This is a genomic window from Bilophila sp., assembly GCF_057864385.1.
Map to the genome: position 1 here is coordinate 42,092 of NZ_DBMAFI010000012.1, position 21,740 is coordinate 63,831.

At 57.7% G+C, this 21,740-nt stretch carries 20 protein-coding genes; 7 read left to right on the forward strand and 13 right to left on the reverse strand.

Annotated elements, in window-relative coordinates; all coding sequences use genetic code 11:
• Positions 1–421: 421 nt before the first annotated feature.
• The 8 genes from ACZM8Y_RS05700 to ACZM8Y_RS05735 form a co-directional block, all read right to left on the reverse strand.
• A complete protein-coding gene (locus tag ACZM8Y_RS05700) occupies positions 422–655 on the reverse strand; it encodes a hypothetical protein (RefSeq protein ID WP_489501650.1) in 234 nt (77 codons plus the stop codon).
• A gap of 31 nt (positions 656–686) precedes the next feature.
• Complete coding sequence (locus ACZM8Y_RS05705) at positions 687–1,862, reverse strand: AI-2E family transporter (protein WP_482333153.1); 1,176 nt, start codon at positions 1,860–1,862, stop codon at positions 687–689.
• Positions 1,863–2,734: 872 nt separating this feature from the next.
• A complete protein-coding gene (gene gcvH / locus ACZM8Y_RS05710) occupies positions 2,735–3,118 on the reverse strand; it encodes a glycine cleavage system protein GcvH (protein WP_482333148.1) in 384 nt (127 codons plus the stop codon).
• Positions 3,119–3,140: 22 nt separating this feature from the next.
• Positions 3,141–4,511 carry a dihydrolipoyl dehydrogenase family protein gene (locus tag ACZM8Y_RS05715; protein ID WP_482333143.1) on the reverse strand — a complete coding sequence of 457 codons (1,371 nt, stop codon included), beginning with the start codon at positions 4,509–4,511 and terminating at the stop codon, positions 3,141–3,143.
• Positions 4,512–4,740: 229 nt separating this feature from the next.
• Positions 4,741–5,565: a hypothetical protein gene (locus ACZM8Y_RS05720; RefSeq protein WP_482333140.1), complete on the reverse strand. Its 825-nt coding sequence runs from the start codon at positions 5,563–5,565 to the stop codon at positions 4,741–4,743.
• A gap of 51 nt (positions 5,566–5,616) precedes the next feature.
• Complete coding sequence (locus tag ACZM8Y_RS05725) at positions 5,617–7,068, reverse strand: aryl-sulfate sulfotransferase (RefSeq protein WP_482333138.1); 1,452 nt, start codon at positions 7,066–7,068, stop codon at positions 5,617–5,619.
• Positions 7,069–7,253: 185 nt separating this feature from the next.
• Complete coding sequence (locus ACZM8Y_RS05730; protein ID WP_489501652.1) at positions 7,254–7,391, reverse strand: hypothetical protein; 138 nt, start codon at positions 7,389–7,391, stop codon at positions 7,254–7,256.
• Positions 7,392–7,492: 101 nt separating this feature from the next.
• Positions 7,493–8,170, reverse strand: a complete 678-nt coding sequence (locus ACZM8Y_RS05735) for a Crp/Fnr family transcriptional regulator (protein WP_302554493.1) — start codon at positions 8,168–8,170, stop codon at positions 7,493–7,495.
• Between the two features lie 262 nt (positions 8,171–8,432).
• Between ACZM8Y_RS05735 and ACZM8Y_RS05740 the strand changes: the two genes are divergently transcribed.
• Both ACZM8Y_RS05740 and ACZM8Y_RS05745 read left to right on the forward strand, forming a co-directional pair.
• The gene (locus ACZM8Y_RS05740; RefSeq protein ID WP_302554492.1) at positions 8,433–9,836 is read left to right on the forward strand and encodes an SLC13 family permease; all 1,404 of its coding nucleotides are present in this window, start codon (positions 8,433–8,435) and stop codon (positions 9,834–9,836) included.
• 82 nt (positions 9,837–9,918) lie between these two features.
• Positions 9,919–11,340: an aryl-sulfate sulfotransferase gene (locus tag ACZM8Y_RS05745; RefSeq protein WP_482333136.1), complete on the forward strand. Its 1,422-nt coding sequence runs from the start codon at positions 9,919–9,921 to the stop codon at positions 11,338–11,340.
• A 41-nt stretch (positions 11,341–11,381) separates the two neighbouring features.
• On the opposite strand, the gene ACZM8Y_RS05750 is transcribed toward ACZM8Y_RS05745, so the two are convergent.
• Positions 11,382–11,510 carry a hypothetical protein gene (locus tag ACZM8Y_RS05750; protein ID WP_489501654.1) on the reverse strand — a complete coding sequence of 43 codons (129 nt, stop codon included), beginning with the start codon at positions 11,508–11,510 and terminating at the stop codon, positions 11,382–11,384.
• A 326-nt stretch (positions 11,511–11,836) separates the two neighbouring features.
• Here ACZM8Y_RS05750 and ACZM8Y_RS05755 point away from each other — a divergent pair, with 326 nt between their 5' ends.
• Positions 11,837–12,079, forward strand: coding sequence for an MntP/YtaF family protein (locus ACZM8Y_RS05755; RefSeq protein ID WP_479858709.1), 243 nt, complete (start codon positions 11,837–11,839; stop codon positions 12,077–12,079).
• A gap of 104 nt (positions 12,080–12,183) precedes the next feature.
• Here ACZM8Y_RS05755 and ACZM8Y_RS05760 read toward each other — a convergent pair whose 3' ends face one another.
• Positions 12,184–12,456, reverse strand: a complete 273-nt coding sequence (locus ACZM8Y_RS05760; RefSeq protein WP_489501663.1) for a flavodoxin family protein — start codon at positions 12,454–12,456, stop codon at positions 12,184–12,186.
• Between the two features lie 233 nt (positions 12,457–12,689).
• Between ACZM8Y_RS05760 and ACZM8Y_RS05765 the strand changes: the two genes are divergently transcribed.
• The 4 genes from ACZM8Y_RS05765 (at position 12,690) to ACZM8Y_RS05780 (ending at position 16,999) form a co-directional block, all read left to right on the forward strand.
• Positions 12,690–13,124: an IS5 family transposase gene (locus ACZM8Y_RS05765; RefSeq protein WP_482333133.1), complete on the forward strand. Its 435-nt coding sequence runs from the start codon at positions 12,690–12,692 to the stop codon at positions 13,122–13,124.
• 565 nt (positions 13,125–13,689) lie between these two features.
• Entirely contained in the window at positions 13,690–15,291 is a 1,602-nt protein-coding gene (locus ACZM8Y_RS05770) for an amidohydrolase (RefSeq protein WP_479858707.1), read from the forward strand.
• Between the two features lie 18 nt (positions 15,292–15,309).
• A complete protein-coding gene (locus tag ACZM8Y_RS05775; RefSeq protein ID WP_479858706.1) occupies positions 15,310–16,560 on the forward strand; it encodes an MFS transporter in 1,251 nt (416 codons plus the stop codon).
• A gap of 139 nt (positions 16,561–16,699) precedes the next feature.
• On the forward strand, positions 16,700–16,999 hold the full coding sequence (locus tag ACZM8Y_RS05780; protein ID WP_489501656.1) for a hypothetical protein: 300 nt from the start codon (positions 16,700–16,702) through the stop codon (positions 16,997–16,999).
• 198 nt (positions 17,000–17,197) lie between these two features.
• On the opposite strand, the gene ACZM8Y_RS05785 is transcribed toward ACZM8Y_RS05780, so the two are convergent.
• From ACZM8Y_RS05785 to ACZM8Y_RS05795, 3 genes are read right to left on the reverse strand one after another with little or no spacing between them, the layout of a single operon-like run.
• Positions 17,198–19,066: an ATP-binding protein gene (locus ACZM8Y_RS05785; RefSeq protein WP_479858704.1), complete on the reverse strand. Its 1,869-nt coding sequence runs from the start codon at positions 19,064–19,066 to the stop codon at positions 17,198–17,200.
• Positions 19,063–20,787, reverse strand: coding sequence for an ABC transporter substrate-binding protein (locus ACZM8Y_RS05790; protein WP_482332762.1), 1,725 nt, complete (start codon positions 20,785–20,787; stop codon positions 19,063–19,065). Before ACZM8Y_RS05790 ends, ACZM8Y_RS05785 begins: the two co-directional genes overlap by 4 nt.
• Positions 20,780–21,430 (reverse strand): response regulator, encoded by a 651-nt coding sequence (locus ACZM8Y_RS05795; protein WP_337432367.1) that lies wholly within the window; start codon positions 21,428–21,430, stop codon positions 20,780–20,782. The genes ACZM8Y_RS05790 and ACZM8Y_RS05795 overlap by 8 nt, the downstream gene beginning before the upstream one ends.
• Between the last annotated feature and the right edge of the window lie 310 nt (positions 21,431–21,740).

Below are 21,740 nucleotides of genomic sequence, written 5' to 3' on the forward strand. Positions count from 1 at the left end.
AGGGGCTGACCCTCCATCCCCTCAGGTACCTCCCGCTGTACGGCTAGGTTGGCGGTTGCGGACAGCCCATCCCAATACCGGATATTTTTAGGGCGGCTCTGACATTCCCCTTTGCGGATCGCATGATCCATTAACCTATAGAGATATAATGAAAATAATGAAAAAAGATAGAAGATGACATTTTATATTATCTCATAATCTTAGTAATTATGTTAATTTATATACCTATCCCTTTGCTTAACTATACGGCAATACATACCTTTCAACATAACGAACTCCTTTGCCTTTCATGCCCCGCCTGTGCAAAAGCAGTTCCCAATATACAACAGCGTGGAGAGCCAAATTTAGAGTTAGGTTATACATCCTTATGAAAATTTCTTAGAATGATTTTCAATAGATTATATCTAATTGGCGACATTGCCTAAGGCTGTGTCATAGAAAATGGCTGATGTTTTTTTCCTTGAAGTTCCAAAGAAATAACCAACAAAATGCCTTGGCTATGGAGTCCGCCAAGGGGAAAACCGGGGAAAAAGGGTGCATAACCACCGACTTGTAGAGATGAAACAACCATATAAACAGAGCCTTTCTCAAAAACGGCAGGCCCCATACTCATCATGAGGGGCCTGTCTTTTTTGGGGGGCTGGTGGGCACGCATGCCGCTAGGGTTTTGGGTCAGGCGGCGGGGGTTATCGTTGCCTACGGGATTTACGCGATGCCTTGTTTTTCTTTGTTGGTAATGATGGTTGGCTGTCCGGTTGCCGCTTGGCGGGGACAACGGCGGATACGGGGGAAGCGGCAGGGGAGGCCGGCGCGTCTGCCCCGAACTCCGCAATGAAAATTTGCCAGACGGTCACGAACAGTACGGCGAGCGTGGGCCCCGTGACGAAACCGTCCATGCCGAAAAAGACGAATCCCCCCAACGTGGACAGCAACACGAGGAAGTCCGGTAACTTGGTGTCCCGGCCGACAAGCAGCGGGCGGAGAATATTGTCGGCGAGGCCGATCACGGTGGAGCCGTATACCAGCAGGATGCCGCCGTCCCAGTAATTGCCCGTAAGCAAAAGGTAGACGGCCACGGGCCCCCAGACGAGCGCCGCGCCCACAACCGGGATCAGCGCCAGTGCCGTCATGACCACGCCCCACAGGAGCGCCGCGTGGATGTCGAGGAACCAGAAGATGACCCCACCGAGCGCGCCTTGCGCTGCGGCAACGAGGAGGCTGCCTTTCACCGTCGCCCGCGTGACTTCGGCAAACTTGCGGAAAAGCAGCTTTTCGCGGTGATCCCCGAAGGGCAGGGCCTTGATGAGGAGTTCCTGTATCTTGGTGCCGTCCATGAGCAGGAAGAAAGCAATGTAGAGGACGAGCGCCAAGTTGGTCAGGAATCCCAAGGTGTTCTCGCCCAAGGTAACGGTATTTTTGGCGAGGAAGCTGCTGGCGGAAAGGGCCGCTTTGGTCAGGAGGCTTTTGATGCGTTCAAGATCGTACCCGGCGTAGTGGAGCCAGTCCTGAAGGAACGGATAGGAATCTTTGATCCGGTCGATGTAACCGACAAAGGAATTTTGATCGGCGTGCAGCCTTTGGTAGAGGAGGGTTGCCTCGACAATGCAGTTATAGAGGATGTACGAGAGAGGAATGATGATGAGGACGAGGCAGAGAAGAATAGTTATGAGTGATGAGAGGATACGTCCCATACGCCATTTTTCGGAAATGGTTCTGTAGACGGGATGGAAAAGGATGCCGATTGTCGCCGCCCAAAAAATGACGTCGAAGAAGGGCAGCATCATCCAGAGAAAAAGGGCCGTAACCCCGATAAGCAGGGCCAGAAAGGAGCAGTCTTCCGTTTTCCGATTGGCTGTCAGCATAATCTCACAAGGGTTGGGGTGACTGGGGCGGGCGGAAAAGCCGCCCGTACGGAGGGGAACCCGATGTATTTTTCTTTATTGCTGGCAAGAGGTCAATCCGTGAAACGGCAATGCACGTTGCAGGGGCCCCGGCGCAAATCCCGTTCGGAAACAAGGAAGGCTTTGTATAGTTTGTGGTTGTTTTATCTTCACAGTGCGGTGAAAATACAGCCTTTTTATCCGGTTTTCCCCTTGGCGGGATCCACGGCTAAGGCGTTTTTTCCAGCTATCCATTTGGAATTTCAAGGAAAAAAGCATCAACCATTTTCTATAACACAGCCATAAGGAAAGGCTGTGTACCGGGTATAGCTATTCTCGTAATGTGACAATAGTTGCCATTCAAAAGCCCTATTAGGAATCTGGTTTGTGTATGCGAAAGGGATGCCGCTTGTTCATTATTTTTGTCTCAGCAGGTACGTGATTCATATCTTTTACGCATCCTCTGGATCGGCGGAGCGGGATAAAGGTTTTGGCTGCGTCTTCCCCTCTACAATAAACAATAAAATGGCGCATGATGGACTCAGAGTCCAGTGATACCTTCAGTGTCGGCAGAGTTGCCTCCGTTTCCTTTGCAAAAGGCTGTGCCCCAGAAAATGGTTGATGCTTTTTTCCTCGAAATTCCAAAAGGATAACCAGAAAAACGCCTCGGCTATGGATTCAGCCAAGGGGAAAACTGGAGAAAAAGCCTGTCTTTTCACCGTGCTGTGGAGATGAAACAACCACACACTATGACAGAACCTTTTCAGTACGCCTGACAACAAAGGGGATGGGAAAGATTCCCATCCCCTTTCTGTGAAGAGGCCAAGCCGAGAGCAGTCGGATTTCCGGCCCGTTCAGCCGACGAGCTTGGCGTAGTCTGCGGCGGAGATGCGCCCGCCCTCATCGGCGTTGTCGGGTTTGATGCGGAGGAGCCAGCCTTTACCATAGGGATCGTCATTGAGGAGTTCTGGGGTATCGGCGAGGCTGTCGTTGATCGCTGCGATTTCGCCGGAGATAGGGCTGATCGCGTCGGAGGTGATTTTTACAGACTCGATGGAGGCGCAGGAGACGCCCTGTTTGAAATGGTCGCCCACGGCGGGGAGGTCCACGAAGATGATGCCGCCGAGTTGATCTTGCGCGTAGTCGGTGATGCCCACAAGCATGGTGCCGTCGGCTTCGGGCTTGGCCCACAGGTGTTCGGCGTGGTACGTGCGGTCGTCGGGATAGGTGAGGCTCATCGCTTTTCTCCTTTGAAGATTGTTATGCTTCGGTCACGCTTACACGGGGGGCACGGATGGCGGCGGGGAGGATTTCGTCCAGTGTGGGGTGCCCGAACATGACTTCATGCAGCTTTTCGGGGACATATTCGCCGACCATGAGCAGTTGCGCCACGGTGACGAGGTGGGAGACGCCGTGCCCGACGGCGGCGATGCCCGCGATGACGTCGCCGTCCCAGACCACCTTGACGAAGCCGCCGGAAGCGCCCGCGGCCTGCGCGATGGGATTCAGGGTCAGCGGGGCCTGCGACACGGAGACGGCCTTTCCGGCGGCGAGCAGGGCCTTGGCGGTCTGTCCGACGCGCATGACTTCGGTGCTGCCGTAGATGCAGGACGGCACCGGGCCAGGCACATACGCGCCATGCTCCTGCCCCAAAATCCGGCGGGCGACATATGCGCCCTGATGATCGGCTGCATGGGCCAGCAGTGTAAGCCCGTTCACGTCGCCGATGGCGTACACGCCTTCGGCGGCCAGCAGGCGTTCATCCACTTCCACGAAGCCCCGGCGTTCCAGCGCGCAGCCTGCCTTTTCGCAGCCGAGCCCGGCGGTGTTTGGGGTCCGGCCCACGGCGACCAGCGCCTTGGAGGCGGTCAGCACCCGGCCGTCGCCGAGAGTCAATTCGGCCTGCCCGTCCTTGGTGACCAGCGATTTCGCCATCACGCCCGCGATGCAGGTACGGCCCGCCTTGCCCAGCGTGCGATCCAGTTCCTTTGCGATATCGTTGTCTTCCGTAGGCGCGATGTGCGGCGCGGCTTCCACGATGGTCACCTTGGTGCCCATCAGGCCGAAGAAATCGCCGAGTTCGAGGCCGATGGCCCCGGCGCCCACGATGATCAGGCTTTCGGGCACCTCAGGGAGGTTCAGGATGCCGGTACTGTCGAGCACGGCTGCGCCGTCGGGAGCCAGCCCAGGAAAAGATGCGCTGGACGAACCGCAGGACAGGATGATGTCGTCAGCCGTCAACATTTCTTCTTCAGCTTCAGAGCGGATCGCTACGTACCCTTTTCCCGCGATGACGCCGTGTCCCTGATACAGGGTAATCCCCGCGGCGGTCAGGGCTTTGGCGAGGGCCTGGCTCGATCCCTTGATGAAGCGGCCCACACGGGCCTGCAACGCCTTGTAGTCGATGTCGATGCCTCCCTTCATGGTTCGCAGGCGTTCCTGCGCCTTGAGCATCGCGAGCGGAGCCGTCGCGCCGAGCAGCATCTTGGTGGGGATACAACCGCAGTTCAGGCAGGTGCCGCCCCAATGGTTGTCCTCAATGATCGCGACCCGTTTGCCGCCCGCCGCCAGTTCCTTCGCCGCCGTCGTGCCGCCGGGGCCGCCGCCGATAATGAGTACGTCGTAGTGCATGAGTTGCCTCGCTTTGGAGTTGGGGCGTTACCCGCTTATCAAAAGGGTATGGAAGGAGAGGCGGACGCGACGCGCCAGCCGGACCTTCCCCAAATCCCGTCGCCCAGTTTTTCCTAAACAGAGACAATCCGGGAAAACAGCCGACAGGGATCCGATGAGGTTAAAAGCAGTTGAAGAGGGGGGAAGGGGAGTTTTCTCCAGAAAGTTTCCCTTCCCCTGATTCACTTTCCTATTTCTGAATATCGGCCTTGAACAGAAATTCGCGGGACGCGGAGCGGTACTTGAGCAGCATGGGATCGGTCACGGGCTCAAGGCCCTGCATACCCTGAGGCATATCGGGCGTCACGGACGCGATGGCATAGGGAAGCTGATGGTCGCCGCAGGCGTCGAAGACCATGCGGGCTGCTTCCCCGGCTTCGTCGCGGCTCGGCCAGCGCGCACCGCCGTCCCCGGGGATCGGCGCGGCGAGGAAGCGGATTTCATGATTCGGGAACGCCTTGACCTGTTCGATGGTCTTGGCAAGCTCCTCCTTGGAAGGCGCCGCACCGAACAGGGTTTCGTACACGGAGGCCGGGCCGTGGATGTTGAGCTGGATCTTGGCGAGCACATCAAGGCCGGCGAGCCGTTCGAGCAACGCCGGGTTGCGCCCGTCCGTCTGCATGCAGACCGTGAGCCCGCCCTTGGCGAGCTGCTGCACCAGCTCGACGAAATGTTCCTCCTCGGCGGCGGGGCACTGCGAAAGATAGAGGCCGGAAATCCAGCCGTGCAGGAGATCGCTGCGCGTCACCGCGCCTTCGAGCGCATGGCCGGACAGCAGATAGGCGATGATTTCGCCGGACCCTTGTTTGATCACCGTGCCGTCATCGAACAGCGGGAACTCCACGCCTTCGGGATTACGGTAGATGGCCTTGCGGTTGGCACGGTAGAAGGCGTTGAAAGTCGGGGCGTCGGCCTTGAAATCCACCGCGTCATAGGCGATCCGGCGTTCGGCGAGAAAACCCTTGACGATTTTGCACCGCAGGCAGTCCGGTGCCGTATACAATGTGATGCTCATGGCTGCTCTCTGAAAAGAGACGGGGAAAGCTCCCCGCCTCGGGTTGTCTTGTTACTTGTCGGTCGGGTCTTCCACGGAAGCCACGCACAGGGCGTTGCTGCCTTCGTACGGGACGCACCCTTCAACGCTCACTTCCTTGTCGCGATCACCCAGGGCGGCGGCGCCGGGGACGCGGAAGGTGGCAACGTCCAGCGGCCTGATGGGGGTTTCGGCGGGCTTGGCGGCCTGCGGGACCCATTCGTACGGAACGCGGTAGGCGCGGTAGGTCATGTTCATGGGGACGAACGTGCCCTTGTAGGGAGAAATGAATTCCCACACGATCTTGTGGTCGGGCGTCACTTCAAAGACGCGGCCGTCGGAACCTTCGGTGATCAGCGTGTTGCCGTTGGGCAGGCGCTGCATGCCGCTGATGAAGGGGCTGTAGAAGCGGTTGCTGTCCATCGGTGCGAGGAAACCGGCTTCGCTTGGGGTGTATTGCCACACGATTTTCATGGCCACGGGGTCGATTTCCAGCACGCGGGAATAGTCGCGCAGCGCCGCCTTGACGCCGGTGGGGGCGCCGGGGTTCGGCACGTCATAGCCGCCCCACCCGCCGTTATCGAACACGAGGATGTTGCCGCCGCCGGGCAGGGTATGCGGGATCATATGCGCGTGGTGCTGCCCGATGATCCAGCCGATGGCCTTGGCTTCGGGGCTGTTGTCATAATCGGGGCCGAGCTTCCACACGATCTTGCCGGTCGCCTTGGAGATGATGAAGATGATGTTGGCTTCGCGTCCGTCCACGATGATGTTGTCGGGATGGAAGCGTTCGTCGCCCGCGTCATACCACTTGTTCGGGCCGAGCACGGACATGGAGTTGATGTGCATCCAATCGCCCATGCCTTCGGGCTGTGTGGGGCGGTAGTTGGGGTTGCGGGCGAGGGTGTTCTTGGGGCCTTCGCGGAAACCCATTTCGTCGAAATGCTCGTTGCAGTTCCATTCCCACACGATGTCGCCATCCCAGTCCACTTCAAGGATCACGTCGTCGAGGAGCTGCTTGTCGGAAATTTTGGGATTACGGGCGTTGCGGTGTGCGAGGATGAGGGTGTTGCCGGAGTCGGTCTTGGGTTCCATGCCGGGCGCGTAGTAGCCGGTGGTGCTGCCCTCGCGCTGGAAGTCGTGATGGTAACGGGCCATCCAGCGGCCGGGGATGCCGGGATCGTCGATGTATTCGTTGCGATCGAACTTCCACACGATGTTGCCGTCCCAGTCCACTTGAATGACGTCAAGGCCATCCTGCACGCTGTACTTGCCGCTGCGGCGTCCGCGGCTGGTCATCAGATAGCCGCCGGGGAAAATCTTGTTGGGCATGCCGTGGACGCCCTTCCAGACGTTCACTTCGCGGCCGTTCATATCCATAAGTACGGCGCCGACTTCCTGCGCCTGAAAGATCGTGAAACCGTTCCAGCATTTTTCAGGATCGTATACGGTAACGCCGGTGGGATAGATAGTCGGATGACCCATAACTGACTCCTTGATTTCGCTGTGATGGGAGAGAATGCCTCTTCGTATGACCGGACGCTAGCACCGGTCCGGGGGGCGGCGCTGTTGCGTTTGTTACATTTGACGCAAAAGAATGCGTTTCAAGCCTCATGTCGGCCTGAAACGCATCAATCATGGTGTGTTCACATCCTTTTCGGAAGGCTGTGTTATAGAAAATGGTTGATGCTTTTTTCCTTGAAACTCCAAAGGGATAACCGGAAAAATGCCTCAGCCGTGGAGCCCGCCAAGGGGAAAACCGGAAAAAAGGCTGTATTTTCATCGCACTGTGGAGATGAAACAACCATAAACTATGACAGAGCCTTTCGGAAAATACGGGGCAAAGGGGCCCCGAACGGTTTCTCCACACACGTCCGTACAGGGCCTTCCATAGGGAAACGCCGCGGGCTTACCTCATCGCCAGTTCCAGAAAACGATCCATATCAAGGATGTATACCTCGTCCTTGGCATACGGCCCGATGATGGATTCCTTCTCCAGTTCGCGCAACGCCTTGTTCAGGGTCACACGGTGAACGCCGAGCAGGTTCGCCAGTTCCTGTTGGTTCAGGCCCGGCGAAACGCACGGCGCGTTGTCTCCGTCCCGCACCCGCAGCCGTAGGAACCGGCAGATGCGCGAGGGCAGCTCCTCAAGGCTCAGGCTGACCGACTGATTGCACAGCACGCGGACCTTGGAGGCCAGCGATTGCAGCAGTGCCAGCGTCAGTTCCGGGTAGTGGGGGATGATCTCGTGCCGTACGCAATCCTGTGAAAAAGCGTACACTACGCAGTCCGTTGCCGCTACGATGGAACTGTGCGCGGGCACCTCGTCGAAAAATGGGGTTTCGCCCGTGACGCCCCCCGCGGTCATGCACATGAGGATTTTTTCCCGACCGTCCAGCGTCGTCCGCATCAGCCGCACTTCGCCCTGATACAGAAAATACAGGTACGCGCCCTCTTGCCCGCCGTGCATGATCTCGGATCCCTTGTGGAAGATCAGGCGGTTGCCGAGATGGAGCACCTGCCGCCACACGCCCGCTTCGGGGGGAATGTGGGTAAATTCTATCAGTTTCGCTTCGTTCGTCTCCACATCTGCTCCTTGTCTGCGGCTCACCTCCCCCTTTACGGATATGCCCATTGTCACTCAGGGGAAAGCATTTTTACAACAGCAGATTATACACTCTTTTGCGCTACAGCAACGCATTTCCTTCCTGCCGTACCGGTCTTTTTCGACGTCGGGGCGATAAAAAAACGTTTCTTTGAGAAAAATGTAGCAACCGTTACATCATGCCTTTCCCCTTCCCGTTAGAGTCTCCTTAAGTTTTCAGTCAACCCTCTGAAGGAGAAGAGGCATGAGTTCGCCAACCCTGGGAGCACGCGGAACGCTGGCAGTGAAGTGGATCATATCCATTGCGATCCCCATTATCGTCTATTTCCTCATTCCCATAGACGGTCAGGCCGTTACGTATGAGATGGCCATGTTCCTCGCCATCACCACGTGGGCGGTCTGCATGTGGGCGATGGACGCCATGAACGAAGTCGCCGTGGGGCTTGTCCTCCCGGTGCTGTACATCGTCCTGTGCGGCGTGAAGCAGCAGGTGGTGTATTCGCCGTGGCTCTCGGAAGTGCCCATCATCGTCATCGGCGGGTTCGCGCTCGGCAAGATTCTCCAGGAAACGGGCCTCGGCAAGCGCATCGGCCTGGCCTGCGTGCGCTGTATGGGCGGCAGCTTCGTCGGCACCCTCATTGGTATCACCCTCGCCGTTTCCATCGTCGCCCCGCTCGTTCCGGCCATCACCGGCAAGGCCGCGATCTTCTGCGCCATCGGCATCAGCCTGTGCGACGCGCTGGACTTCAAGCCCAAGAGCCGCGAAGCCACCGCCGTCATCCTGACCTGCTGCCTCGCCGTGGCCTCGACCAAGCTGTGCTACCTTACCGGCGGCGCGGATCTCGTGCTCGGCATGGGGCTCCTGCACAAGGTTTCCGGCATCAACACCGCCTGGATGGAGTACGCGATCCACAACTTTCTGCCGGGCATGCTCTATACCGCCATGTCCGTCGGCCTCGTGATGCTCATCCTGCCTTCCAGAGTGGATCGGCAGGCCCTGCGCGCGACCCTTCAGATCAAGTATCAGGAACTCGGCCCGGTCACGCCCGAACAGAAGCGCGCCGCCCTGCTCATGCTCGCCACCCTCATCCTGCTCGCTACAGACAAACTGCACGGGGTGGCCGCCGGTCTGGTGCTCATCGGGATCACCTTCGTGGCCTTCCTGCCCGGCGTCCGGCTGCTCGACGGCCCCAAGTTCAGCAAGATCAACTTCGCGCCCCTGTTCTTCATCATGGGCTGCATGACCATCGGCAGCGCGGGCGGCTTTCTCAAGGTCACCGGCTGGATCGCCGGCATCACCCTGCCTTATCTGCACGGCATGAGCGATACCCTCGCGGGGCTCGCGGCCTATATCCTCGGCGCGGGAGCCAACTTCCTCCTGACCCCGCTCGCCGCGACCACGACCATGACCTCGCCGCTCGTGGAACTCGGCATGCAGATGAAGATGGATCCGCGCGTGTTGTTCTATTCCTTCCAGTACGGCCTCGACAACTACATCTTTCCCTATGAATACGCTGTCATCCTGTATTTCTTCAGTTCCGGCTACATGCTGTTCAAGGACATGCTCAAGGTGCTCGCGGCCCGCATGATCCTGACCGGCGTATTCCTGTTCTTCATCGCCATCCCCTTCTGGAAGATGGTCTTGTAACGTCCTTCAGGGGAGCAGGGAAGGGGTTCCTGTTCCCCACGCCAACACCAGCCCCCTAGGGAGGGGGAGAGGAGAAAACGGTATGTGCAAGCTCACCTCACTGGCTACGGCCCTGTTGTCCCTGTTCCTGCTTTGGGCCCCGGCGAACGCCTACGAGGCCATCAACGGCCCGCTCGGCCTGCTGTCCTACGACAAGGCGAAAGCCTACGATGGCTATACGCTGTTCACGCCCCACACCAAGGTATCCTCGTGGATTGTGGACAAGGTTCCGAATCCCGGCAGCAAGACCACTTATCTCATCGACATGGAAGGAAACGTCGTCCACACATGGAAACACGACAACGCCGCCTTCTACGCGGAACTGCTGCCCAACGGCAATCTCCTGCGCGCTGAAAAGATCGCCGGAAGCCCGGTGAACTTCGGCGGCTGGTACGGTCTGCTCCGCGAATATACGTGGGACGGCAAGGTAGTTTGGGAATACAAGGTCAGCAACTCGAGGCAGATCGCCCATCACGGCTTCGACCGTCTGCCCAACGGCAACACCGCCATCCTGATCTGGGAAAACAAGACCTACGACGAAGCCCTCGCCAAGGGCCGCGATCCCAAGGACCCCGCCCTCAGCCGCAACGGTATGGCCGCGCCCGGACAAGGCCCCGACGGGCAGCCTCTTCAAGGCATCTGGCCCGATGCGATCATTGAGGTGACGCCCAAGGGGGAAATCGCATGGGAATGGCATGTGTGGGATCACATCGGCACCGGCCCCGATCAGATTGATATCAACTGGCATCTGCCCCTGAGCATGGGCTATTTCGCCCGCGCCGACTGGACGCACTGGAATTCCGTCCGCTACAACCCCAAGACCGACCAGTACGCCGTCAACTCGCGCGACTTCGGGGAAATCTACATCATCGACCGCAAGACCAAGAAGATCGTCTGGCGTTTCGGCAACCCCGCCGCCTATGGCATGGGCAAGGCTCCGTCCGGCTATCATGACGACGGCGATCAAATTCTGTTCGGCTCCCACGATGTGGAATGGCTGCCCAACGGCAACCTCTCCATCTTTAACAACGGCACGCACCGCCCCAGCGCCAACCGCAGCACGGTGATGGAGATCAACCCCGCCACCAATCAGGTGGTGTGGCAGTATCAGACCAAGGATCACAACAGCTTCTACTCCGACTTCCAGTCCTCCGCCCAGAAGCTGCCCAACGGCAACTGGCTGGTGACCTCTACCAACAACGGGCACCTCTTTGAAGTCACTCCCGACAAGCAGATCGTCTGGGAATACGTCAATCCCATTTCCGTGGATGACAAGCCTTACTGCGTGAAGCGCGACGACGCCCCCGAAAATCAGGTGCACCGCGCCTACCGCTACGGCAAGGACTTCCCCGCATTCGCAGGCAAGGATCTGAAGCCGCAGGGCAAGCTCGCCGCCGGATGCCCCGACTGGTACAAGCTCATGGAATACAAGCCCGCCCCCGGCTACGGCCCTGTCAAGAAGTAACCCCTCGGACATGCGCGCCTGAACGGCGGCAGGCCCCGGCTTTACCCCAAGCCGGGGCTTTTTCGTGGGCGGCGTTCGGCCTTGGAGGCGATCATGGAGTCGTGCCTGTAGGAGAATCGCCTCAAGATTACGGATACGGTGAGGCCGCAGCCGAGAGTCCCGCCGCGCACGGACAGTGTTTTGTCAGTCCCCTCACAGCTCAACCTACGGAGTCCCATCGCGCACGGACAATTTCACCTGCTTAACATGGTTCGCAAACTTGCCTGTCTGTGAGCTTGGCACAAAAGGCCCTGTCATAACATGTGGTTGTTTTATTTCAGCAGTATGCTGAAAATAGAGGCTTTTTCTCCCATTTTTTCCGCTGACGGATTCCTTGATTGGAGCATTTTATTGGTTACTCCTTTGGAATTTCAAGAAAGAAAGCATCAACCGTTTCCTATGACACAGTCATACGAAAAGGAGTGCCGCATCTTACTCGATACATTGGAGTCATTCCGTGCCGTTCCTTGAACTTCTTGCTTTGGCTGTAACTCTTGCCATAGATGCACTTGCCGTATCCATTGCGGCGGGCATCACCTTGGTTAAAACCAGTTTTTCCCAGTTGTTGCGTATGCCTCTGGCCTTTGGTCTGTTTCAGGCTATTATGTCGGTAACAGGGGGGCTCGGTCTCAGCGTCGACATTTTATCGAGCGATGGGAGCACTGAATTGCCTTTACCCTGCGGGCTTTCGTTAGTCTGAGTATGTTGTGCGAAGCCTTTTTCGGGAAAGAAGAAAATGTTGAAGCAAAGGATACTGCATCGGGTCTAATTTGCCTCTTTTTGCCGTGGCGACCAACATTGATACTATATAGGTAAATTGATAAAAATATCCGCTTCGTGAGCTTTATCCAGCATAGCCCGCAAGTCACCCCTGAGGATACATCCCCGTAGGATACCCTCCATGTGCTTACAGGCAAAGCAAATGGCACAGCCTGTTGTATACCGCAGCTCCCGCAAGTGGATAAGTTTAGTTTTTGCCCCTTTGAGCTGAGCACCTGATACTACCTGTTCTAAGAGTTTGCCAGTATTGTTATGTTTTCGTGGGCTTCCAATTATTCCAAAAAGTTTTATAATGATTCTTTAATTTTGAGTTTCATGCTATGATATATAGCCATTAAATTTTTTTATGCCTATGCCTATTTTTCTATCTTTATTGTTACTTTTTCTACTAACGAAGTATAGTTATTTTTTCTTTCTCATTACTCAAAATTTTATTCGATAACAGGATAATAGTATTTTTCTTACTACCGAGCTAGGTACTGTCTCTAAAAAAACTGCATTTTCATCGTGTTAGCGTTTTACTGTTTTGTATGGGCAGACACGACATCACAGATGAAAAGTGGGCTATAATCCGGCCTATACTGGCAAAGGGCAGTACTGAAAACAGAGGCCGGAAGCGTAAGGATAGCCGCCTGATGTTCAACGCCATTCTGTGGATCATGAAAACAGGAGCGCCTTGGCGGGACTTACATCTGGAGTCCGGGCCTTGGAAAACGGTACATAAACGCTTCCTTAAATGGGTTCAACTTGAGGTCTGGGATAACATCCTTAAGATGTTGTCCGTAAACGCAGATCCTGAATCCATTATTATTGATGCTGCCTCTATTAGGCTACACCAAACAGGCGCAAAAGGAGACGGTTCAATCAAGGAGAGTGGCCGCAGTAAAGGCGGATTAACCACTAGGTCGTGTCGGTATTTGATATATAATTATTTGATATTATCAAAAATATTTTTTGTAACTTAAAAATAGTTTAATAATTTCAATATATTATATAATTAACGACACAATCCAGGACTCACGCCGTAGTAGATACCCTTGGCAGCCCTTTGCGCATTCATCTCACCGCAGGCAATGTAAACGGCATTGTTCCTGCGTGTAGCTTGATGGAGGACTTACCGGCAGACAAGCTCCTTGTGGACAGGGCTCATGATGCCAATAAACTGCTCGCGTCGGCGGAACACCGAAACCATGAAGCGGCCATTCCTCGCATGCCTGGCAGACTGATCTAACGAGAGTGCCACGCACATGCGTATAAAGAACGTCATCTTGTTGAATGTTTCTTTGCCAAGCTAAAATCATTCCGCAGGGTTGCTGCTCGATATGATCAACTTGCCGTAACGTTTAAAGCGGCTGTCATACTCGCCGTATGCCTCATTTGGCTGCAATAAACTCTTTAGAGACGGCCCCTAGGGGATTTTCGAGGCCGCTTTCAGGAAAACCCCTGATACCTTCCATGCCGCCGCTCCGTTAGAACATCATTATGTGGAAAAAAGAACGTGCCGTCCGGGCACGCCACGAGGAGCGAACAATGGACAGAAAGGTATTCTACAACGGAACTATCCTGACCATGCAGGCCGAAGGGCATACGGTTGAGGCCGTGTATACCATTGGCGACAGGATTGCCGCAATCGGGAACCGTGACGACGTGTTCAGCCAGATCACGGACGACACCGAACGTATTGACCTTGAGGGTAAGACCCTTATCCCCGGCTTCATCGAGTCCCACGCACACGTCACCGACTGGGCGGAATGCGAATTCCTCCAGTTCACCTGCTACCATATCAAGGACATCGCCGAGCTTCAGGACATGATCCGCGAGAACGCCAAGACCAAAAAGGCAGGCGAATGGGTCATCGGGTACGGCTACAACGACAGTATGGTCGCCGAGATGCGGCATCTGGAGCGTGCGGATATTGATGCCGCCTGCGCCGACCATCCGGTCTTCGTCATGCACGGCAGCGGGCACCTCGCCTATGTCAATACAAAGGCGCTGGAGCTCTGCAACATCCATGCGGATACGCCGATCCCCGAAGGCGGGCAGGGCGAAATCCACCTCGGCGCGGACGGCCTGCCGAGCGGCCTGCTCATCGGGCAGGCGTACAACCTCGCCTTGAGCGCCATCCCCAAGTACACCATTGAGGAATACAAGGGCGCATTCCGCAAAGGCATCGCCGCCGCCAACGCCAAGGGCGTATGCAGCATCGGGGACGGCTCCATCGGCTACATGGGCAACCAATGGCAGATCCTCCGGGCCTTCCATGAGCTGGAAAAGGAAGGCGGCCTCAACCTGCGCCTTTACCTCGTGATCATGGATTACGGGTACATCCCCTTCATGGAAGGCGGGCTGGTGACAGGTTTCGGTTCGGAAAGCCTTCAGCTTGGCTCCATCAAGCTGCTGCTCGACGGCTCCATTCAGGGCCGTACCGCCAGCGTCAAGGAACCCTACCTCGGCACCGATGAGAAGGGCCTCCTTCACCATACCCCTGAAGACTTACAAGCCCGTGTGGAGCGCTATCACCGGGGCGGGTGCCAGATTGCCATCCATACCAACGGCGACAACGCCATCGAAGAAGCCATCAACGCCATTGAGAAGGCACAGGCGGCCTATCCCCGCCCGGACGCCCGGCATATGCTCATCCATTGCCAGATGGCGTCAGAGGAACAGCTTGACCGCATGGCGAAGCTCGGCATCATTGCCAACTTTTTTGTCGGGCACGTGCATGTATGGGGCGATCTGCACCGTGACATGTTCATCGGCGAACGTGCGCTGCGCATGGATCCGGTCGCCAGCGCCAAGAAGCGGGATATGCCGTTTTGCCTCCATACCGACCTCCCGGTGACGCCCCTTGATCCCATCCTCAGCATGTACGCCGCAACCGCCCGCCGTACCAAGAGCGGGAAGATCCTCGGTGAGGATCAGCGTATTTCCGTTTACGACGCCCTGCGTGCATGGACTGTAAACGCCGCGTATTCGATGTTCGGCGAAACGGTGAAGGGGAGCATCCGGGAAGGCTATCTCGCCGACCTCGTCATCCTGTCCCAAAATCCGCTGGAAACGGCCCCTGACGACCTCTTGGACGTGCAGGTTATGCAGACCATCGTCGGCGGCAAGACCGTATACCGCGCCTAACCCACACAGGAGCCTATCATGTCGAATTTACTCAAGTATATGCGCCTGTTCGCGCTCGGCATCACCTTCTCGTCGTCCATGGCCCTGCCGTATGTGCAGATCAAGTTTTACGACGTGTTCCGCGAGGCGACCCAAGCCAGCAACAATGAACTCGGCCTGCTCATGACTATTTTCACCGCGGTCAGCATGGCCCTGTATATCCCCGGCGGCGTGCTCGCGGATCGTGGTTCCCCAAAGAAGCTCCTGCTCCTTTCGTTGATCATGATGTGCGGCCTGAACGCCTACTTTGCTTTCCATACCTCCTACGGCGCGGCACAGCTCATCTGGGCGCTGCTCGCCATTGCCGCAAACACGATCCAGTGGCCCACGCTGATCAAGGCTATCCGCGACACCGGCAGCAGTGAGGAACAGGGCCGCATGTTCGGCACGTTCTACGGTACCACCGGCATCTTCTCGTCCATCATCGGGTTCGTGGGCGCCTGGATCTACTCCAGCGGTTCGAGCAACATCGAAGGCTTCCACCTCATGCTCCTCGGACAGTCGGCGTTCTGTGCCTTGGCCGCCATCGCCGTCGGCTTCTTCGTCGAGGACAAGACCCCGTACAACAACGATGTCCCCGCACCGAAGGAAAACCCCTTCAAGAGCGCGGTGACGGTCATGAAGCTCCCCGCCGTGTGGATGATGGTCGTCCTGATCTTCTGCGGCTACGGCATGTACATCGGCATCACCTACATGACCCCGTACACCACCAACGTCCTCGGCGCGTCCATCGCTTTCGGCGCCGTGCTCGGAACCATCCGCGCCTTTGGCCTGCGCGTCCTGACAGGGCCCTTCAGTGGCTATATTTCCGACAAGATGGGCTCCGCCGCAAAGATCCTTGCCATCTGCTTCGTGATCATCATCGGCATGCTGTTCGTCATCCTCTCCCTGCCCAAGGGCACGTCAAACGCCGTGATCATCCTGCTCACCATGATGTTCAGCTTCTTCGGGCTCGTTATCTACACGACCATGTTCGCCTGCATGGAAGAAGTCAGTATCCCGCCCCAGTACACCGGCATTGCCGTCAGCGTGATCAGCCTCCTCGGTTACCTGCCCGACGGCCTGTTCCCGCCCCTGTTCGGCCACTGGCTCGACGTGTACGGCAATCAGGGCTACTCGGTCATCTTCTACTTCCTCGCCGGCATCAGCCTTCTTGGGTGCTGCGTCGCTATCCTCATCTACCGCAAGGGGCGCGCGCTCCGTTCAGGCCCGAAGGGGGCTAAGGCCTAGGCCCGCATTGGAAAGGGAGGAAAACTTCAGGAAGGATTTTCCTCCCCCCCTCCATTTGAAAAGGTTTTGACGTTATCGAATCCTTGACGGCGGGCCTGCCTCTTTATTGACGGCATAAGAAAATGGCCTGTTATAGTATGTGGTTGTTTCATCTCCACAGTGTGGTGAAAATACAGCCTTTTTCTCCGGTTTTCCCCTTGGCGGGAACCACGGCCAGGGTATTTTGCCGGTTATCCCTTTGGAACTTCAAGGAAAAAAGCATCAACCATTTTCTATAACACAGCCAAGAAAATACAAAATCCCTACACGGCAAACGCCCGGATGCTTTTCCCTCTACATCCGGGCGCTTGCCGTGCGGCTGATGAAGTGCAGAAAAAACGCCTCGGCTGATGGCGAGAACATGGCGCATGGGAAAGAACCCATCCTTTCACTCCCTTAACCCTTCAAGCATCAGTTGAAGCCTCTTCCCTTCCCCGTGCAACCGACACTTCCGACACAATCGGAGAGCCCTTGTCCGGCACGGGCCGGAGAGCGGAGCGGTTGGCCCGTGCCGGACAAGGGCGCCCTGAGGGGGGCTGGGGGGAATCATTCCCCCCAGCGGGGTCAAGGGGCAGCGCCCCTTGCAGCCGGAGGCACACTACCCGCGCAGCGCGGCGGCGTCCCAAACCACGGTGATGACGGTTCCCTTACCGGGCTCCGAATCGATGGTCAAAACGCCGGAACTGAGCTGTGCCCGCTCGCGGAGGCTCTTGAGGCCAAGGCCGGACTTTACGCTTACGTCGGCGAGTTTCTCCGCGACTGAAAACCCCTTGCCGTCGTCACTGATGACGAGCCGGAGGGCGTCGCCGTCCATGCCGAGGGAAACGGAGGCGCGGGTTGCCCCGCTGTGCTTGACGATGTTGCTGAGGGCTTCCTGAATGATGCGGAAGATTACGATGGGCAGATTCGGCGGCAGCTTCTCCTCGTCGGGCGCAATGGAAAGCTCGATGGGCATGTGCGCGAAAACACGTTCATATTCTTCGCAGAAGTCCGCGATGGTGGCCTCAAGCCCAAGCTCAAGCTGAGGCGGGCGGAGCTCGTTCTGGATGCGCCGGAGATGGGTCGCCAGCTTCTTGACCAATGAAACCGAGGTTGAAAGCGTGTCGCAGATGTCCGGCTGGAGTTCGTGTCCGGGCAGGGAACGCACGGAGCGCAGGGAACGCTCAATGCCGAACTTGATTGCGCCGAGCGTGGCCCCGATGTTGTCGTGCAACTCGGAGGCAAGCTTGAAGCGTTCGCTCTCCTGCGCCATGAGGAGCTTTTCCGAAAGCGCCTTGAGTTCGCATGTGCGCTCGGCAACCTGCTTTTCCAGATTTTCGTGGGAATGGAGCAATTCCCGCTCGTGCTTCTCAATCTCCGAAGTAAAGTACCGTACCGAGGAGGTCATTTCCGCCAGTTCGTAGCGCACGGATTCGGGGAATGGCGTAGGGATGCGGTTCACCCGGTCAAGCATGCAGCGGTTCAGCCGCTTGATGGGGTCCACCACGTTGCGGACGATGGAGCGGTAGATAAACAGTGCGAGGAATACGGCAAGGAAGAAGGTCACCCCCACAGTGGCAACGATGACCGCGTAGCGTTCCGCGAGTGTCTTTTTTGATGCCTGAATGCTCGTCCATGCCTGTTGCGAAACGGCGTTAGCCGATTCGATAAGGCTGTTTGAGGTATATTGATGAGTGATCTTGAGGGCATCCAGCGTGCTTTCCAGCGCCGTGTATTCCTCATACAGCGCAAGAAGGCCGTCTTCCGCGAGGGCCATCGCAGCCGCATCGCTGGAGAGTTTTTTCAGGCGCCCGGAAAAGGGGCTGGACTCCGCCGAGCGCAGCAGCCGTTTGGCGTCGGTGCGGATTTCGCTTTTGAGGCGCAGGGAATAGGGCCGGTCATGGTGCATGGACAGCAGGAGCATGGCGGTGAGCAGATCGGAATAGGCGGTCTTCCAGGCGTTGAAGCCCGGATCGCCCGGCTTCATGCCTGAGGCGGACAACTCCCGTTCAAACTGGGGCAAGTCCGCATTGAGGGTGCGGATGCGCTTGACGAGCCGTTCCGTGTTGCGCAGATTGTCGATGCGTTGGGCGACGGCCCGGTTCGTATCCGCAAGGATGCTTTTCAATTCATTCAAGTTATTCTTTATCTTTTCTTTGATCCCCGGATCGACGGCAAGGGCTTCGAGGCTTTCCAGCACGTTTCCGGGAAAACGCCGGGCCTCGATTTCCTGTACGACTCCAAGGTGGACGAAACGGTCGCGGCACAGGATGCTGTCGTGAAGGATGCCTTTCGCCCACTCGCTTTCCTTGCTGATGTAGGAAGCGATGGCCATGTTGGGCAACGCGACGTTGACGGTTTCGTCCGCTTCTTCGGACAGCATTTTGAGGAGCTGGAGCAGCGAGATGAGGAACGCGCACAGCACGAGGCAGAACAGCCCAAGCAACAGGGCGATGCGGGAGGCGATGCTCTTGTTCATGAGGCTCATGGGCGTTTCCAGCAGGCTTCGTCCAATGGGGAAAGGACGCCGAAAGGCTGATCCGCGACGTGCAGGACGTTGCGGTTGCGGATCGTGGCGTAGGGGATGGTGCAGAGCCAGAGGGCGACGTGTTCGCGGGAAAGGCGCTCCTGAAGTCCGGCGTACAGCGCCTTGCGTCTTTCCGGATCCTTTTCGGCGGAGGCGGCGCGGAAAAGGGCGTCCACTTCAGGGTTGCTGTAATGGCTCATGTTCGACCACAGGATCGGCGTTGTGTTGGTCGCGTAGATGCGTTCAATGCCGATGGCGGGATCGTGCCAGCCGTACAGCTCGTCCATCGTCACGTCGAACGCGCCGCTTGTGACGCGGTTCGCCCATGAATCCGGGCCTTCCGCCGTGCGTATCCGAAAGTAGACGCCGATAGTCCTGATGAACTGGCTTTGCAGGTACTTGAGGATAGACAAAGAAAACTGGGCGGAAGGTTCATAATCGATTTCCACGGTGAAGCGGATGCCGTTTTCGTCGCGCGGATAGCCCGCACGGTCGAGGATACGGTTGGCCTCATCGGGATTGTAGGGCGTGGACACGGGCGAATGCCATGCCGATCCGGGCGGGATGGGGCCGTACATGGGCTGGACGCCGCCGGGCACGGATTGGGCCAGCGCCTTGTTGTCGATGCTCATGGCGAGGGCTTTGCGGACTTCGGGCGAGCGGAAAATCGGGTTGCGCACGTTGAAGGTCAGCAGGGCAAAGGGATGGAGGAGGGAAAACTCCTCCCGCGTGACTTCAATGGCCGGATTGGATCGGAAAATGCGTTCTTCATCCGACAGGGAAGAGAAGGCGTAGAGGTCGGCCTCACCCTGCATGATCGCAAGCGGGATTTCGTTTTGGTCCCAATAGACGCGGAAGATGATCCGGTCGAGGCGCGGCTTGCCGGGGAGGAAAAAGCCCTTGTAGCGTTCGAGGACGATGGTTTTCCCTTCTTCCAGCGAGGCAAGGCGGAACGGGCCGGAACCCACGGCCCGCAGGTTGGCGGGATGGGTGTCGATGGGCGTGCCGTCTCCGTAGATATGGGCGGGCAGGATAGGGACCAGTGCGGGGATGAAACACTTGAGCAGGGCGGGCTGTGGGATGGACGTTTCCAGATCAAGCGTCAGGGCGTCCACCGGGACGGCCTTGTCCACGGCTTCGAGCATGGAGCGGAAAGGATGGTGCCGCTGCGCCGCGCGGATGGAAAAGGCCACGTCATTGGCTGTGATCGGGGTGCCGTCATGGAAGGTAGCGCCTTTGCGGAGATGAAACCGGAACCGTCTGGCTTGGGGATCGATGTCCCACGATTCCGCAAGGTAGGGGATGGGGCCGTCCTTTCCAATACGGACCAGCCCGGCGAACAGCTGCGCCCCGATTTGGCTGGTCAGGCTGCCGCTGGCTACGGCGGGGTTGAAGCCGTCCGGGAACCGTTCCAGCGCCACAATGAGGCTGTTGTCTTCCGGGGAGGCGGAGGCTGGGGCCGCGGCGGACAGGGCGAGAAGGAGCAGGGCCGCGGACAAGAAGGCCGCCAGACATGCATGGCCTGTGCGGGCGAGGCGTCCACTGATCCGAACTCCGAAAGACGTGAAGTGCGAATGTATGGCCCGTGCGGGCGGGGCGCCCCGTTCCGGGAGGGGCGGAGGGGCCGCCGAAAGGCGTAGGACGGCGGGGCGGGCGTCCGCGCTGCGGAGGCGTTCAGTCAATGCCGTCCCCCACCAGCCCGTTCTGCATAGCGAAGCGCGTAACTTCACGGACATTATGCAGATCGAGCTTTTTCATAAAGCTGGTGCGGTGGGTGTCGATGGTCTTGACGGAGAGGTTGAGCTTGGCGGCGATGTCTTTGTTGCTGTTGCCCTCGGCGACAAGTTTCAGCACCATTTTTTCCTTTGGCGTCAGGGAATCGGCTTTCGAGGCGGCTTCGGCGTTGCCGTCCACGTACGAAATGATCATGGATCCGGTGAGCTCAGTGCTGATGTACTTCCTCCCCTTGAGCAGGGCCCTGATGGCGACGAGGAATTCGTCCTCGTCCGCCGTTTTGAGCAGGTAGCCGTCGGCTCCGGCTTTCAGGGCCGCGCGTACGTGCCCGGCTGTGGCGTGCATGGAAACGATGAGGATGCGCGCTTCCGGAGCGACCTCGCGGATACGGGGGATGGCCTCCACGCCGCTGAGTTCGGGCATGGAAATATCCAACAAGATGAGATCGGGCCGGAGCGACTGCGCGAGCCGGATGCCCGCGAGCCCGTCCCCTGCCTCGCCCGCGACCGTCAGGCCGGGCTCGATGCCGATGAGCTGTTTCAGGCCGCTGCGGAACAGGGCGTGATCTTCGACTATCAATACGGATGGCATGTCGTTTCTCCGTGTGCGGACGCTTTGCATCCGGGATGCGCCGGTGCCGGAATGTCACGGCTTTTTCAGTATAATGCAGCGCCGTGAAAAGGAAAAGGCGGCGCAGCCTCTATAGGTTTGGGGATATGGCCCCGCCATTTCTGCGCAGGCTGTCCACTTCTGCACAGGCTGTCCGCCGCGTGCCGCCGGCGGGGACGCCTTTTGTTCCCCGCTGTCCATAACGACGCCTATCCGGTGGAACGTTCCGGCAATCCTTTCTTTCGGGAAGGCTCTGTTACAGTATGTGGTTGTTTCATCTCCACAGTATGGT

Bases quoted from the DNA above. Each gene is read 5' to 3' on its own strand.
- ACZM8Y_RS05730 (WP_489501652.1), bottom strand. From the start codon at position 7,391: ATGGTTGTTTCATCTCCACAGTGCGATGAAAATACAGCCTTTTTTCCG.
- ACZM8Y_RS05740 (WP_302554492.1), top strand. From the start codon at position 8,433: ATGAGTTCGCCAACCCTGGGAGCACGCGGAACGCTGGCAGTGAAGTGG.
- ACZM8Y_RS05775 (WP_479858706.1), top strand. From the start codon at position 15,310: ATGTCGAATTTACTCAAGTATATGCGCCTGTTCGCGCTCGGCATCACC.
- ACZM8Y_RS05765 (WP_482333133.1), top strand. From the start codon at position 12,690: ATGGGCAGACACGACATCACAGATGAAAAGTGGGCTATAATCCGGCCT.
- ACZM8Y_RS05715 (WP_482333143.1), bottom strand. From the start codon at position 4,511: ATGCACTACGACGTACTCATTATCGGCGGCGGCCCCGGCGGCACGACG.
- ACZM8Y_RS05705 (WP_482333153.1), bottom strand. From the start codon at position 1,862: ATGCTGACAGCCAATCGGAAAACGGAAGACTGCTCCTTTCTGGCCCTG.
- ACZM8Y_RS05720 (WP_482333140.1), bottom strand. From the start codon at position 5,565: ATGAGCATCACATTGTATACGGCACCGGACTGCCTGCGGTGCAAAATC.
- ACZM8Y_RS05785 (WP_479858704.1), bottom strand. From the start codon at position 19,066: ATGAGCCTCATGAACAAGAGCATCGCCTCCCGCATCGCCCTGTTGCTT.
- ACZM8Y_RS05700 (WP_489501650.1), bottom strand. From the start codon at position 655: ATGCGTGCCCACCAGCCCCCCAAAAAAGACAGGCCCCTCATGATGAGT.
- gcvH (WP_482333148.1), bottom strand. From the start codon at position 3,118: ATGAGCCTCACCTATCCCGACGACCGCACGTACCACGCCGAACACCTG.
- ACZM8Y_RS05745 (WP_482333136.1), top strand. From the start codon at position 9,919: ATGTGCAAGCTCACCTCACTGGCTACGGCCCTGTTGTCCCTGTTCCTG.
- ACZM8Y_RS05770 (WP_479858707.1), top strand. From the start codon at position 13,690: ATGGACAGAAAGGTATTCTACAACGGAACTATCCTGACCATGCAGGCC.
- ACZM8Y_RS05725 (WP_482333138.1), bottom strand. From the start codon at position 7,068: ATGGGTCATCCGACTATCTATCCCACCGGCGTTACCGTATACGATCCT.
- ACZM8Y_RS05795 (WP_337432367.1), bottom strand. From the start codon at position 21,430: ATGCCATCCGTATTGATAGTCGAAGATCACGCCCTGTTCCGCAGCGGC.